A 16023-nucleotide genomic window follows, 5' to 3' on the forward strand; every position below is an offset into this window, starting at 1 on the left:
TAATTTATTTATACGAGTATATTATTTTCAGGTTTCAGTGGTTTTGGAATATCAGGCATATGATGCATCTCTTTTAAATCAATTTCTATAGTGCGGCACATAGCTGTTAACGGCACATCATTGGCACTGCCCTCAAATGGACTTTCTGAGGCCTCGCCAATCTTTTCGAGTGTTGTAAATATCCATGCAGAAAGCGTGCTAAAAGGTATCGAAAGCCATACCATACAGTCGCCAAGTTTTTCAAACTCGTTTAGCATTCCAAAGGGTACAAGCACCACAAAAATATGAATGAAATATGCATTGATTGTTGCATACTGCCGCGGGTAAGGGAAGTTTTTAATTCGCTCGCTACCACCTTGATGATTATATAATTCTACCAACAATTTTTGCATTTCCATATGACGAAAATCGTCTATCAATCCATCTTCTTGCAATTTCTTTAAGTTGTCAGATTGCATAGCAAGCAATTGTGCTGCTATGTTGGTTTTTGTAAGTACAACATTTAAATCGTCAGCAGATAAATAAGCCGCCAGCGCATCTTCTATTTTGCTATTATGTTCTTCTACTTTAAACCACTTGTCTTTATACTCAGCATTATGTTTTTTATAAATCCCTTCCCAAACGCGTGCTTCGCGTAACTGATAGCGCAAGGCTGTAAGCCATGCCAGATGTAATCGTATCAATTTATGTTTCTCCAACTGCATAGCATCTTCTGTTAATGGCATCAGTGCATAACGATTGCTAATAAAATCCTTTACCATGATGCCCCAACTGCGACTCACATTGATAATGCTTCCCCATATTCTGCGAGCTTCCCACAACCTATCGTATGAGGCATTGTTTTTAAATCCAACAACAAAAGCTACCGCAGTGCCTAATAAAGCAATGGGCAACCAAGGTAGTGCAAGCCACTTCCATCCCATAACCTGATAAGCTATTACTGGTATGCTTGAAATCAACAAGAGCCTTAGTAGATCTCTACGTGTCCAAAAGAGTACCTCGCGAAACGAATATTTTTGACCTGCATGCATTTGAAAAACTATTATGGGCAAGTATACAGATTAAGTTGAAGATGCATAGGACGCTTTGATATTTTTTTTGTGTCTCTCGAATTAATAATTGTGTAATATTGTCCAAACAATATCCTTATCAATTTTATATGAGACAATATTGGCTTATCAAATTTAAACATGCTTTATATGTCATTCTAGCAACATTTTTATTGGCTCCGTTTACAGTGATATTTGCACAACAGGTAATTATTACTGGAAATGTTCTTGACCAAACCACCAAAGAAAAGCTTGCAGGAGTAAGCGTTGTGCTTAATGATACTTCCGGGGTAAGTACAAACGCAAGTGGAATTTTTAAATTAATAACTCCCGAAGGAAAGCAGAAGCTGGAATTCAGATTATTAGGTTATGAATCCTATACTCAAGTTGTTGATGCAAATAAAAACGCTCCGGTGTTTTTAGATATTAGGCTTAAACCCTCGGGTACAGACATTGGTACGGTGGTAGTTAGCGCCAGTAAATTTGAACAACGGCTTAGCGATGTAGTGGTTTCAATGAATGTGCTTAAGCCTCGTTTATTAGAAAACAACAATCATGTAAACATGGACAAAGCGCTTGAACAAATTCCGGGGGTAACCATGGTTGATGGACAAGCAAATATACGCGGTGGCAGCGGCTTTAGTTATGGTGCTGGCAGTCGTGTGTTATTGCTCGTTGATGACCTTCCCATGTTAACAGCTGACGCAAGCGATGTAAAATGGAGTTTTCTTCCGGTAGAAAATTTGGAACAAATAGAAGTAATTAAAGGTGCAAGTAGTGCATTGTTTGGAAGCAGTGCATTGAATGGAATTATTAATATACGCACCGCTTATCCCAAAGATGTGCCTCAAACTAAAATTAATTTCTTTTCAGGCTTGTATGATAAGCCCCAACTCATGGAGTCGCGTTGGTGGGGCAACGAAGACTTGCAGGCAACCAATGGTTTTAATTTTTTGCATAGTCAAAAATTTGGGCAATTTGATTTCGTATGGGGTGGCCTTGTTTACAATTCTGATGGATACAGAATTGGCGATAATGAACAACGGTTCAGAACAAATACCAATTTACGATATCGGTTTAAAAAAATTGCTGGTTTAAGCATCGGCATTAATGCCAATTACCAACGAGCTCAAGGAACTAACTTTTTCATTTGGGCAGACGACACCACCGGTGCATTAACACCTTACACGGGAACATCAAGCGAATATAATACGCAACGCATATTAGTCGACCCATTTGCTACTTACGTAAGCAACACGTTTGGCACACACAAATTGCGCTTTCGCAATTTTAATACACGCAACTATAACAACACCAATCAACAAGCATTTTCTAACATTAATTTTTTTGAATACCAATACCAACAGCGGTTTGCCGATATGCTTACCGTAACCGCAGGAGTAAATGCTCAAGCATCGTTTGTCAAAGGTGAATTGTATGGCGCACATACAGGCAGCAGCAATGCCTTTTACCTCCAAACCGATTTAAAATATAAAAAACTGAATGTATCGCTAGGAGGCCGCCTCGAAAATAACCGAACTGACACTATACAAATAGAATACAAGCCGGTATTGCGCACAGGCATTAATTACGCCATTGTTAACGGTACCAATGTACGTGCTTCGTTTGGCCAAGGCTATCGATTTCCTTCGGTGGCCGAAAGGTACGTAAATACTAATGTTGGTGCGCTGCAAGTGATTTCTAATGACAGCCTTACTACCGAATTCGGATATAGTTATGAAGTTGGAGTACAGCAAGGGTATAAACTGGGCAAGTTAGTGGGGTATGTAGATGTTGCTTATTTTGTAATGCGTTATCGCGATATGATGGAATTTACTTTTAAAGGATTTGCACCGGTGTTTCCTCCGAAGTTGCAATTCAGAAGCGAAAACATTGGCAATACCAAGTTGAGTGGTATTGATATAACCTGGTTTGCCGATGGCATGCTAGGCAAAATTCCACTAAGCATTCTGGCCGGTTACACCTATGTAGATCCACGTTATACAGATAAGGAAATAGACACGCTCGGTACTGCCGAAATAAATGTGCTTAAATACCGAAACCGAAATATTGCCAAGTTTGATTTAGAAACAGGATATAAACGAATTCGCATTGGAGGTACTATGAAGTATTACTCGCGAGTACAAAACATTGACATTGCTTTTGAAGCATTTATTGCCGGAGTAAAACAGTATAATGACAAACACACACAAGACGATATAATTTTTGATGCACGTATTATTTACAATGTAAATGAAAAAGTGAAAGTTGGTGGTGTTGTAAAAAATCTGACCAATGCCTTTTATGTTGACCGTCCTGCAAACCCACAAGCACCGCGAAGTTTCAACTTGCAGGCAAGTCTGAAGTTTTAATTACCGGATTATTTTTTTTATAAATAAGACGGGCAGACTGCATACGAACCAGTGAGCCCCGCGTCCCGAACGTGATACACTACCGGACTGTGCTACTGCCCCACTGAGAAAACAAGTGTACAAAAAAAATTAAAAATGCGTGCACCTTTCACTCCCAGTTACTCATTTTATGTAAAGTAACACCCGGTAGTATTTCCTTCTCCTTTAAGCCTAAACTTTATGCAGAATAGTTTGCAAAGCACTTAATGCATAAACTCCTATTCCGATATAAACCAAAAAACTACTTTTGCACTCTTATTTTTTTTGAATGAAAAATTTTGTTGAGGAATTGCGCTGGCGCAATATGTTGCATGATGTAATGCCAGGTACCGAAGATCAGTTGAATAAAGAGATGACGTGTGGTTATATTGGTTTTGACCCTACTTCTGACTCATTAGGCGTTGGCAATCTGGTACAGATAATGACCTTATTGCACTTTCAGCGTTGCGGCCATAAGCCCATTGCCTTGGTAGGTGGTGCTACCGGCATGGTTGGCGACCCAAGCGGAAAAAGTGCTGAGCGTAATTTATTAGATGAAAATACTTTGTTGCATAACCTTACGTGTCAGCAAAAACAACTCGAAAAATTTCTGGATTTTGATTGCGGCACTAATGCTGCAGAGATTGTAAATAATTATGACTGGTTTAAGAACGTTTCGTTCTTAGAATTTATACGTGATGTTGGCAAACATATTACCATCAATTATATGCTGGCCAAAGACAGCGTAAAATCGCGCCTCGACTCTGGTATGTCATTTACCGAATTCAGCTATCAATTGGTACAGGGATTTGATTTTTATCATTTATACCACCACAAAAATTGCAAACTACAAATGGGAGGCAGCGATCAATGGGGTAATATCGTTACCGGTACAGAATTACTTAGGCGCAAATCAGGTGCTGCCGCTTACGCACTAACCACACCACTAATAAAAAAAGCAGATGGTACCAAATTTGGAAAAACAGAGAGTGGTAATATTTGGCTTGACCCTGCCAAAACTTCGGCATATAAATTCTATCAGTTTTGGTTAAATGCAGCGGACGAGGATGTGAAGAATTACATACGCATATTCAGCATTCGCACACGCGAAGAGATAGAAGCTTTGGAGACTAATCACCTCGAAAACCCTGCTGCACGAATGTTGCAGCGTGAGCTAGCAAAAGAAATAACAATACGTGTACACAGCGAAAAAGAATATTTGCAGGCAGTGGAAGCAAGCGAAATATTATTTGGCAAAGCACCAACCGAATCATTAAAAGCATTGAACGAAGAAATGCTACTTGAAATAATGGACGGTGTGCCTCAATTTGAAATTGATAAAAACCTGATTTCAAACGGTTGCGGAGTTATTGAATTATTGGCAGAGCATACACAGGTATTTCCATCAAAAGGGGAAGCAAGAAAAATGTTGCAAGGTGGTGGCGTGAGCCTGAATAAAGAAAAGATAAGCGATGCTACCATGCATATTGGGCCACCGAATCTTTTGAATAACAAATATCTGCTTATTCAAAAAGGTAAAAAAAACTATTACCTGCTAATTTGTAAATAAATCATAAACACCGCCTGCATGAGTAATTGTGTTAAGGGTGATACAGGATATAAAATTATTCTTTAATTTTACACGTAATTAATAAGGTACAATTTTTGTGACATGAATGATAATTATGCTTTTAGTATAAATAAAAACTACACCTCCTAAACATTAAGACTTATGAAATCAAATCAAATTACATTCAACCTAATCAAAGCAGCAGCAGCCATGTGCGTTATCATTATTATTAGCGCTTGTGAGAATAACGCAGCACTTCTATCAGAAGATAAAATAAAAGGCTACCTCGAAAAATCGTGGCGCCCCTTGGCCGCCACCTCTAACTATGGTACGAGTGTTGCCGGGCAACCCATCTATTGGTCCTTTGCCGGTGGCAGCCTCAAGGAAGAGTATATTTCTACCGATACCTTCTATGCCCGCGATTATGCAACTTACACCATCGATGCTAAAACCGAAAATCCTACCATAAAGATTGAAGGTTTTACATCAAGTTCTTTAGACACTACTTTTGGTTTCAATATCGTATGGACCATTATCAACATAGATGATAATGTGCTTGACATAGCAGGCAATTCAACCAGTGGAGGGCTTGTGGAGCTGGAGTTTACTGCCAAATAACTTAAAGGTTTGCCCATAGGAATTATCTGATTTTTTTTCCACTTACTATTTTTAGTACTTTGCAAGGCGTATGATTACCAAAGCCTCGTTAGAAAAAATATTAGACACTGCCCGCATAGATGATGTAGTTGGCGACTTTGTGCAATTGCGAAAACGAGGAAGCAACTTGCAGGGACTTTGTCCTTTTCATAATGAAAAAACACCCAGCTTTTCGGTCAATGTTGCCAAAGGAATATACAAATGCTTTGGTTGCGGCAAAGCCGGTGACTCGGTAAATTTTGTTATGGAGCATGAGCACTACAACTTTGCCGAAGCCTTGCGATACCTTGCCGGTAAATATCATATCGAGATTGAAGAAACAGAACAAACCGATAAAGATAAATTAGCTGATAAAGAAAAGGAGTCGCTTTATACAATAAACGAATTTGCTACCCGCTATTTTCAGGACTTACTAAATTCAGAAGAAGGTCTTGCCATTGGATTGTCGTATTTTAAGGAAAGAGGATTTACAAACGATACCATAAAGAAGTTTCAATTAGGCTTTGCTACAGAGCGTTGGGATGCGTTTACATCGCATGCCCTGGAGGCCGGTTATACTCTGCCTTTGCTAGAACGCTCAGGGCTTACCATCATTAAAGATGAAAGGCAATATGATCGTTTCAGAGGTCGGGTAATTTTTCCGATACAAAATATTACAGGAAGAACGATTGCTTTTGGTGCACGTATATTAAAGAATGTACCCAATCAGCCCAAGTATGTTAACTCTCCCGAAACTGATATTTACTATAAGAGCAAGAGTTTGTATGGAATATTCCAGGCAAAAAAAATGATTACAGCAATGGATGAGTGCTTGTTGTGTGAAGGCTATACCGATGTCATATCGCTCCATCAGGCGGGTATTGAAAATGCGGTAGCAAGTAGCGGCACTTCGCTAACCGAAGATCAGATAAAACTTATAAGCCGCTATACCAAAAACATTACTGTATTGTATGATGGTGATGCAGCGGGAATAAAAGCATCGTTGCGTGGTATTGATATGATTTTGGAACAAGGATTAAATGTGCATGTGCTTTTGTTTCCCGAAGGTGACGACCCGGATAGCTACAGTAAGAAAGTTAATTCGAATGATTTGCGCACGTTTATTAAAACGGAAACGCGCGACTTCATGCTTTTTAAAACCGAGTTGTTGTTGGAAGATGCCGGTAACGATCCATTAAAAAAAGCTGCGCTTATCAAGGACATTGTTCAGAGTATTGCAAAAATACCAGATGCCATTATTCGCTCCATGTACACAAAGCAGTGCGCTACCTTAATGCAGATGGATGAGCAGGTGCTCATCATTGAATTAAATAAAATCAGACGGCAGGCTTCGTTAAAACGAAGCCGTGATGCGGAAGAGGAAGCAATGCCTGAATTATCACCTACCATGCCTGAACAACCTATGGTAGTTGATGACAGTGCCATTTTTCAGGAACAGGAATTAGTAAGGTTGATGCTAAACTTTGGCGACCATCAAATTACGCTTGAAGATGAAAATGAAAATCCGCAACCCTATAACCTGCTTGATTTTATTATAAGCGAAATTAATAATGATGAAATAGAATTTGAGGACAAGGAGCTATGGCAACTATTTCATCTGTTGGAGAAAATTGCAATAAAAGGAGAAAAATTTTCGCAGGAACATATCACTTCCTTAAATACACCTGAACCCATCAGGATCAAGGCTATTGGAATGTTAACATCACCCTATACGTTGAGCGAAGGATGGGAGCAACGTGGAATATTTACGGTAACCGAAGACCGTCAGTTACGCCATGCTGTATTAAGTGCAATATATACCTTGAAAATAAAAAAGGTAATGCAGTTGCTAGCCAAAAATGGAATCGAAATTCAGCATGCGTTTACGAATAGCGAGCCATTCGAAGACTTGCTTGTGCGACACCATCAACTTGAAGAAGTGAAAGTTTCGCTAAGCAAATACCTAAGCATGGTTATAATAAAATAACCCTGGTTATATTTGACTAACGAAATCAATACAGTACTTACTAAGTGTAATATTGTACCAAAACCAACAGGATGCAAAAACACGAAATAAAAACAGAGTGTGAAGTTTATGACCACATTGATCAACTTTTGCCTGAAGACAAAATGGTGCTGCAAAATGCGATAGCTGCAACAAAAACAGCGTATGCTCCATACTCACACTTTCATGTTGGTGCAGCTGCGCTGCTCGAAAATGGTGAAATAGTTAGAGGTAGCAATCAGGAAAACGCTGCTTATCCCAGCGGTTTGTGTGCCGAACGTGTAGCCGTTTTTTATTGCGGTGCCCACTATCCGGATTGTAAAATAAAAACGCTTGCTGTTACCGCATTTCTTGAAGGAAATACGATACCGGCACCGGTTAGTCCCTGTGGCGATTGCAGGCAGGTAATGGCAGAGTACGAACATCGTTACCATACCGATATACGTTTTATAATGATTGGCAGCAGCAATAAGATTTTTGTTTTTAATAATGTTAAAGCTTTGTTGCCCTTTATGTTTAATGCCGATAGCCTGCTTGGCGAAAAGGAATAAGTTATTATTTTTAAATCGAACACATAATAAAATGAAGAAGTATCTTTTATCAATTATCGTGATTGCAGCAGTTGGCTGCGCAAAAAAAACTTCAACTGTGTCAACTGCCATTGCCTATAAAACGGATGAAGCAAGTTTGGCTTCGGGCAAAACTAATTACGAAGCAAATTGTGGAAGCTGCCATTCGCTAAAAGCAGTAGATGCTTACACTGCGCAAGAGTGGCCAGGGCATGTAAACCGCATGGCAATTAAGGCACGTATTACCGAAGAGCAAAAGATACTCATAGCTAGCTATGTGGTTGCTAATGCGAAAAGATGATTGGGACAGTGTTGCTTAATGTAAAGCTACAAAGTGATGTCAAAAAAATTATACGCTGCATTTAGTGCATAAAATATACACGATTGTGTTTTTTATTTGGAGCGAAATAGTTGTGCCTGCTAACAACGGTGCGGTTCCGCTATCCACTAAATCTTTTTTTTTCGTGTGTTTGTATGAATAAGGTAAAAAAAGGATGCCGTTGCTACCTGCCACTACCTGGTGGCAGACAGGTGCTTGCAGGCAGGGTGGGGCTAAGAAATTAGTTTATCCTTCCAGTGCATACAGGTTTCCTGTTCATAAGTTTATTTGCCTATTAACATTTCCTTTCTATACTTTTACTTTTACAGTTTGCAAACAACAAGGTTCTTATTTTAGTTAATTTTCCTAAAACAAAACAAATGAGTTCAACATTTAAAATGAGTTGCATGGTATCGGGAGATATGAGCAACGGACAACAGCCAACAGGCAACAGGCAACAGGCAACAGGCAACAAAACGACCGCTTAAATTACTAATTATTTTTCTATTAATTTTTTCTTGTCAAAATTTGCGAGCACAAACTTGGAAGCAGCTAGGACTTGGTGGGGGCGGGCAAGTAAGGGCATTAAATTATGATGACAAAGGAGTCACTTTTGATTTATATGTAGCTTCTGATGTAGCCGGTGTATGGAAAGCAACTAATATTGATAAAAGCAAAATGGATAAAGCCTATAGTTACAATTATCAATATATAAGCAATCACAGAATAATGAATACTGTAAATAAATTATATAATAAGGCTACAACAACATTCGCTACTTCGTTATTTGTTGGATACGAAAATGGAATTGAACTTTTAAACAAAACAAATAATTCGATGAGTGAAGTATTGTTTGACAAAAATATTATGGTAAGCGATATTTACATAAGTACCAATTCGCTAACAGGACTACCCAATGAGTTTGCATTGTATTATAGCACTGGGGATACTCGTATTGATGATAAAACTGGCAATCAAAAAGACGCAGGTGCTGCAGATTTTTATCTTTCTACAATATCTAATAATAGTGTTGTGGTGCCTATAGGCTATATTAATTTCAATTCAGCTGCTCCTATCGGTACAAGAGATGTATATTGTGTTGTTGTAGATGAGGGTACTAATGGTAATACCTATACAGATGATTCATATTTGGTGGGTACAGAATGGGGGCTTCAAAAATTTAATTACGATGCCAATGAATTTACTCAGTCCCATTCATGCAGCAGCAATCCTATTGCTCCTCCTTCTGGTGTGACGGCACCTTATAAAGTTTCTGATATAGTACTTACAGATGATCCGAATTTTGCAATTGTCACAATATATGAAAGTGGCCCATTCCTTTTTAATAGGGCAACATCAGCTTGGACGAGTTTGGAAAGCAATGATTATACACTTAAGGAAATTGATAAATCTACCGTAACTACTAGTTATTCAAAGGATTTATTGTCTGATTTTGTAAAGGTTATTCCTTTAAGTAATTCCGCACAAACTATTACTACAGGATTTTTATTAGTTACGCGTATTCCAGATATAGAATTGAGTAATAAAAAATATTTTACTGGCGTTTTTTATTGTGATGCGACAACTGTTAGCCCCATTCAGCCTAATGGATATTGGGTGTCATTAGATTGTAATACAAATGAACCCAATGAAATTGGATGGGTGAATTCATTGCCATCTGCAAATAGAAATAGTGTTGTAGCCACAGAAACAAAAAATATTTTTATTGGCAAATCAGGAAGCTTGTATTGCAGTCATTTTGGAAATGGACAAAATTTACCTAATGTACTCTGGCAACAGATATATGCTAAGAATGATGTAAGTGGCAGTCAATGTTATAATTGGTTTAATACAAGTTCAAATAATGGCTTTGTTAATGTATTATCAAAAGCAGTTCATCGCGATTTATATACGCCCGGCAGAATTTGGCTTGGGGATTTTGACCGATATTTAGCAGTATCAGATGACCATGGCAATACGTTTGCAAAATTAGATATTAGTGAAAATAAAAATAAGGGAGATCATTGTATTTCGGTAGTTAGGTCAACATCAATACCCCATGTATCGTGTGATGATGATAAAGCTATATCAGACTGCACTTTTATTATTAATAATGACAAAGATGCTAATGACAGAGATTTATATTTTGGGCTAAATCAAGGTTTTGGAAATTCAAAAGGACAGGGTGGGGTTTACATATTAAATACTACATCAAATAAAATTGAAATTATGGGTCCCAATATTTGTGGTGATGTATTAAAACTATTATTTGGTACAAATAATGATAAATATATTTTAGCTAAAACTGATATTGGAAGCGGAGAAGAAACGCTATTATTTTACTTTAATGAAATAGCTGCAACTTGGGATGTTATTTCGTTTTCAAGTTTCACAGGAAATAATCGCGACATAACTGATGCAATAGTTTTGCCTAATGGGGAATTGGTTGTTATTGGCAATGGGCAAAATCAAGGTGTGCATAGGTTTACAGGAAGCATAACAAGCTGGGCACCTAATGGAAGTGCATTAATTTCAAATCAAGTTTGTATAAAACTTGCAAACTATGAACCAACAACGAGTAATTATTTTATCCTTGTTGGCACGAATACAAATAACAACAATGTTAATGATAATGTATTTGTTATTGACAACAATACTTGGTCAGAAAGCCCTGTTATACCAAACCTAACTGGAGTTTTTCAAAACCTTAACGGTGCGCAGCGCGATATTGGGGTGAGTAGTTTTGGAATAGATCCATCAGCTAATAAAATATATGTAGCAACAGTAAAGCCAAATGGAATTTATGAAAAATCACACTTATATGCTGGCACTTATGATAATACAGGTGCTATAAATACAGATTGGAAGGAGATAACAGGTAATATCCCAAATCGTAAAATCAATTATATTAATACCAATGGCAGCACTATTGATGTGCCTCAAATACTAATTTCGCTCAGGGGCATGGGCGAAATGATGTATCAAACATATAGTGCATTTATAACAACTAATGATGTGCCATGCCAAGGTACAGTTGGCAATGCAACAGCCAATGGCATAAATGGAGTATCACCCTATACATATACGTGGAATACAGTTCCTGTGCAATTAACACAAACCGCTACAGGGCTGCCACACGGCACATATACAGTAACGGTTACAGATGCAGATGGCAAAACCGTTACAGCAACTGCCGAAATATTTACCGATTGCTGTGTGGATGCTTCGGAGACGCCATTAACACAAGCTGATTTTAATACAAATGGCGGCTTTATCAGTAAGCTGTCAGTATTAAACGAAAATGTTGTTATTAATGATGGGGTAATTATTAACTTTGAGGTAAATGCAGCTGGCAATCCGTCAAGGTTAAAATTAGGAGGTGGGGTTAGCATTACCGTAAATAAAGGTGGTATTTTAAATATAGACCGTACCCTATTTACAGGATGTTCAGATATGTGGAAGGGTATAATTAACAATGGAGGCAAAGTAAATATTACAAATAAGCAAGGACCTGGAGGAGTTTCAACCTTACAAGAAGCTGAATTTGCAGTTCGTACAAAAATGCATGGAGGTACTTTAGTTGAAGGTTCTCAATTTCAAAATAATTACATCTCTCTTATTTATGAGAACGGAGATTATGAACCTAATGGGGCACAAACAAAGGGAATAATTCATTCATCTAATTTTGTAACTAACCAGGTATTAAAATATCCACACACAACTGACCGTAGTTTTGCTCATATTTACTTATCTAACTGTCAAAAATTGGAAATTGGTTCAAATCTTACAGCCGAAAACACCTTTGGAACATTAGGAAATTTTAACTGTGATTATGGAATTTATTCTGAATTTGTGGATGGCATTAAAATTAGAAAAAATATTTTCAAATCGTTTAATCGTAACCCTGTCAATGGCTCAATAGGATCGGCAATTTTCTGCAATAACCGACCAAAGTATGGATATGATTTAGTAACTTGGCCAAATCCTGTTCCTTACAACATTGAAATTGGTGATGGAAATGTGCCTTTCTCTAACCTATTTGAAAATTGCAGAAATGCTATCACATTAATTTCGCAAAGCGCTACAATAAAGAATAATTCCATTCTCAATTTTACTCAACCTATTTCAGTGATTGATATTGTTGAGGGAATAAATATTTTCGATTCCGAAGCTAACACTGTTAATATTACTGAAAACGTAATTATCAATGAAGATAAAGGAATGTGCATTTCTGCCTATAATAATTATGACGGTCAAATATCTATCAATAATAATTATATCAAATGTTATCCTTCAAATACCACAGTTGCTTCATCAGCAATTAGAATAACGTCACCTGCTGCAATAGATCATTCTTCAACATATAGAATAGCAAATAATGGTGATATACATGGCAATACCAATACAACAGGCATATTAAGCAAAGCTGATAACGCAATATATGCGTCCAATGTGCCATATTTAACCATTGCAGAAAATCGAATTAATCTTAATCATGTAAGCGCACCAACTGATGTATTTGGTGTTAAGTTAGAAAATTGCAACGGTCCAATTATTAATTGCAATCTTGTAAAAGGAACTACTACCACCGATGCAATTAATAAAAGTTCAATACAATTTGCATTTACACCCGATGGATTGTTAGAATGTAATACAACAGACTTAACGCAATGGGGATTAAAGTTTTTGGCCGATTGTAATTATGCAGATATTAGATCAAATACCTTGCGTGAACACGAAAGAGGGTTAACGTTAGGAGAGGAATTTGCACAAGGTATGGGATATGTAAGTGGAGTTATTGGAGATCAAGGATTAATTACAAATAATACCGAAACCCGTGGAAATATTTTTATCGGACCTTTTGGTCTTTCTTCCCTCCATAGCATAAATTCTTTTGCAGGCATACCTCAGGGAATTGGAGTCCCTTATAAATTTATTTATCAGTCGCCAGGTGCAAGCAATTTAGTACCACCAGCACCATATACTTTGTTTGGCACAGGTAGTCCATTTTTACCAACAGGAGATCCTGCTTCTAGTTATACCTGTCAACTAAATTGCCAAAATTTGCAACTACATGATAACGATGAAGATGAAATGGAAGATGATATTGCGGCTTTAAATGCCACCGGCAGTCAACAAAATCAACAACAACAAGCAATTACCGAAAGCCAAAAGGCAATATTTATGAACAAATAGAACAAAATCCGAACTTGAAAGATAGCAGCGTTATTATTGCCCAGTTTTATAATAGTAATAAAAATAATCCTGTAGGAATTTTTAATGAAGTAAGTGATTTGATAAATCAAATGGTAGGCTCTAATAATCCGGATGAATATTTTACTCAAGCTCAATTATTAAACGAATCAGTTGTATCAAATTTTATTTTTGAAGAAAATACCAAGCAAGTAAATTCAATATTAAATAATCATAGAGGCCGAATAAATTTTGAAAATTTAGACTTATCGGAAAAAGCAATTTTAGAAAATATTGCATGGCAATGTGCATTCAAAGGCGGAAAGGCGGTATTTCAGGCACGGGCTATTGTTTGGAGTTACAATGCAAGCACCATATTTAATGATGATGTATTATGCAATGATGGCCAGTATTTCAGGCAAATAAGTAATGAAGAATTTATTGAAGAATTAGCTTTAAGTCTGTCGCCCAATCCTTCATCCGAATCCATAACTATTTTTTATAATTCGCCCAATCTTGTTAATCCGCAATTTGAATTTTTTGATTGTTTTGGCAAGAAGGTAATGTCAGGCAGTTTGGAATTAAATACATTTAGAAAACAGGTTGATATCAGCTATTTAAATAACGGAGTTTATACAATAATAATTTATGAGGGTAATCGACATATTAAATCATTAAAATTAACCAAGATTAAATAATGACCGTAACAAAAAATTGGGGCTTGCAAATATTTGCAAGCCTCTTTAAATTATTATTTTGCTGTACGTTTTTCCTGTGCATCAATATTTCTAACACAGCTTCTGCCCAAAACAGAACAAATATATGGATGATAAGTGCTGGATATTGCAGTAATATACCAGTAATGAAAACTTATTTGGATTTTAATTCCGGGGTTGTAGATACTGCTTCATTCATGAGGGTACATGGTACATTTATTACGAGTACCAGTATTTGTGATACATTGGGAAATTTATTATTTTATACAAACGGTGTTAATATATTTAATGCAAATGACGACACATTATTAAATAGTAAGGGATTTAACCCTGGTTTTGCCAGTACTATTAATTGTGAAAAATTAGCTTATTGTCAGGGTGCACTTGTAATACCAAAACCTGGTAATGATAGCTTGTATTACCTATTTCATGAAAGCGGAGAAGAGTTTATTGTTTATGGCCAATATCATGTACAACCGCTCGAATTAAGATATTCTATTATTAATATGAATGAAGATAATGGAAGAGGTGCAATGGATTTAAATAATAAAACGAAACCATTGATTCAAGATACATTGACAAAAGGATTTTTAACAGCTGTTCGACATGGCAATGGACGTGATTGGTGGCTTATAGCTCCGAGATACTTCTCTAACCTTTACTATAAATATCTTATAACAAATGATTCAATATCTGGATCTTATTCTCAAAATATAGGTGAGCCTGCATTTTTTGATACGGGAGGTGGAGCAGTTTTTTCTCCTGATGGCAGTATTTATACACAGGTAATGAATGATAACAAACTAAATATTTTCAAATTTGACAGGTGTACAGGCATGTTTTACGATAGTACTTATATTTCTTTCCCAAATCCAAACATGGATTGGGAATTAGTAGCATCAGGTGTTGCCATTTCACCGAATAATAAATTTCTATATGTTTTGCTTATGACAAAAATATTTCAATTTGATTTACAGGCAACCAACATTGCAGCAACACAAACGTTGGTGGCCGAGTGGGATAGCAGTTATAATCCTTATCCAACTTATTTTTTTACCGCGCAATTAGCTCCAGACAATAAAATTTATATTGGCACATGGGGCGGCAATTATACGCTTCACTATATTGATCAGCCTGATGTACAAGGTATAGGATGTAATGTGGTCCAAAATAGTTTTCCTTTAGCCTGGGGCAATAGTACTGTTCCAATTTTCCCCAACTATGATTTAGGCGCATGGGTAGGTAGCCCTTGCGATACGCTGGGGTTGGCCTTCCCTTCTCCAGTTGGAGAGGGGTTAGGGGTGAGGCTCTCGCCCAATCCGGCAAGCAGCATGTTCAATATCCGTTACGATATTCCCACAAACGAGAATTTACTTTTTGTGTTGTATGATAGTTATGCTAATGAAGTACTACGCAGAAATTTATATGGCACATTTAAAAATTTGTTGGTGCATACAGAGCAATTGCCCAATGGAATTTATTTTTGGCGGGCCACTGCAAGTAAAAACTCTATACAAGCAAATGGAAAAATAATTATCTTACAGTAAGAAAACTCTCGGATAAAATATTTTAAAAT

Annotated in this window: 10 protein-coding genes and 1 tRNA gene; 9 read left to right on the forward strand and 2 right to left on the reverse strand. The window is 37.0% G+C overall.

The genetic code is table 11. From position 1 onward, the window contains the following. Window positions 1-8: 8 nt before the first annotated feature. Window positions 9-1031, reverse strand: coding sequence for a multidrug transporter (locus tag IPO27_10440; GenBank protein MBK8846930.1), 1023 nt, complete (start codon window positions 1029-1031; stop codon window positions 9-11). 191 nt (window positions 1032-1222) lie between these two features. Here IPO27_10440 and IPO27_10445 point away from each other — a divergent pair, with 191 nt between their 5' ends. Next, the gene (locus IPO27_10445; protein ID MBK8846931.1) at window positions 1223-3421 is read left to right on the forward strand and encodes a TonB-dependent receptor; all 2199 of its coding nucleotides are present in this window, start codon (window positions 1223-1225) and stop codon (window positions 3419-3421) included. 28 nt (window positions 3422-3449) lie between these two features. On the opposite strand, the gene IPO27_10450 is transcribed toward IPO27_10445, so the two are convergent. Then, window positions 3450-3523: transfer RNA gene (locus IPO27_10450), tRNA-Pro, on the reverse strand. A 205-nt stretch (window positions 3524-3728) separates the two neighbouring features. On the opposite strand from IPO27_10450, the gene IPO27_10455 reads away from it, so the two are divergent. The 8 genes from IPO27_10455 (at window position 3729) to IPO27_10490 (ending at window position 15994) form a co-directional block, all read left to right on the forward strand. Next, window positions 3729-5009 (forward strand): tyrosine--tRNA ligase, encoded by a 1281-nt coding sequence (locus IPO27_10455; GenBank protein ID MBK8846932.1) that lies wholly within the window; start codon window positions 3729-3731, stop codon window positions 5007-5009. Between the two features lie 162 nt (window positions 5010-5171). Next, window positions 5172-5627: a hypothetical protein gene (locus tag IPO27_10460; GenBank protein MBK8846933.1), complete on the forward strand. Its 456-nt coding sequence runs from the start codon at window positions 5172-5174 to the stop codon at window positions 5625-5627. A gap of 70 nt (window positions 5628-5697) precedes the next feature. After that, the gene (locus IPO27_10465) at window positions 5698-7632 is read left to right on the forward strand and encodes a DNA primase (GenBank protein ID MBK8846934.1); all 1935 of its coding nucleotides are present in this window, start codon (window positions 5698-5700) and stop codon (window positions 7630-7632) included. A 71-nt stretch (window positions 7633-7703) separates the two neighbouring features. Continuing rightward, window positions 7704-8201, forward strand: coding sequence for a cytidine deaminase (gene cdd / locus IPO27_10470; GenBank protein ID MBK8846935.1), 498 nt, complete (start codon window positions 7704-7706; stop codon window positions 8199-8201). A 31-nt stretch (window positions 8202-8232) separates the two neighbouring features. Further along, on the forward strand, window positions 8233-8520 hold the full coding sequence (locus tag IPO27_10475; GenBank protein MBK8846936.1) for a hypothetical protein: 288 nt from the start codon (window positions 8233-8235) through the stop codon (window positions 8518-8520). Between the two features lie 546 nt (window positions 8521-9066). Beyond that, window positions 9067-13734, forward strand: coding sequence for a hypothetical protein (locus IPO27_10480; GenBank protein MBK8846937.1), 4668 nt, complete (start codon window positions 9067-9069; stop codon window positions 13732-13734). A gap of 14 nt (window positions 13735-13748) precedes the next feature. Beyond that, window positions 13749-14429, forward strand: coding sequence for a T9SS type A sorting domain-containing protein (locus IPO27_10485; GenBank protein ID MBK8846938.1), 681 nt, complete (start codon window positions 13749-13751; stop codon window positions 14427-14429). A 164-nt stretch (window positions 14430-14593) separates the two neighbouring features. Further along, complete coding sequence (locus IPO27_10490; GenBank protein ID MBK8846939.1) at window positions 14594-15994, forward strand: hypothetical protein; 1401 nt, start codon at window positions 14594-14596, stop codon at window positions 15992-15994. The last annotated feature ends 29 nt before the right edge of the window (window positions 15995-16023 follow it).

Source organism: Bacteroidota bacterium, assembly GCA_016714535.1.
Classification (GTDB): domain Bacteria; phylum Bacteroidota; class Bacteroidia; order AKYH767-A; family OLB10; genus JADKFV01.

Bases quoted from the DNA above. Each gene is read 5' to 3' on its own strand.
- IPO27_10440 (MBK8846930.1), bottom strand. From the start codon at position 1,031: ATGCATGCAGGTCAAAAATATTCGTTTCGCGAGGTACTCTTTTGGACA.
- IPO27_10460 (MBK8846933.1), top strand. From the start codon at position 5,172: ATGAAATCAAATCAAATTACATTCAACCTAATCAAAGCAGCAGCAGCC.
- cdd (MBK8846935.1), top strand. From the start codon at position 7,704: ATGCAAAAACACGAAATAAAAACAGAGTGTGAAGTTTATGACCACATT.
- IPO27_10475 (MBK8846936.1), top strand. From the start codon at position 8,233: ATGAAGAAGTATCTTTTATCAATTATCGTGATTGCAGCAGTTGGCTGC.
- IPO27_10490 (MBK8846939.1), top strand. From the start codon at position 14,594: ATGAAAACTTATTTGGATTTTAATTCCGGGGTTGTAGATACTGCTTCA.
- IPO27_10465 (MBK8846934.1), top strand. From the start codon at position 5,698: ATGATTACCAAAGCCTCGTTAGAAAAAATATTAGACACTGCCCGCATA.
- IPO27_10455 (MBK8846932.1), top strand. From the start codon at position 3,729: ATGAAAAATTTTGTTGAGGAATTGCGCTGGCGCAATATGTTGCATGAT.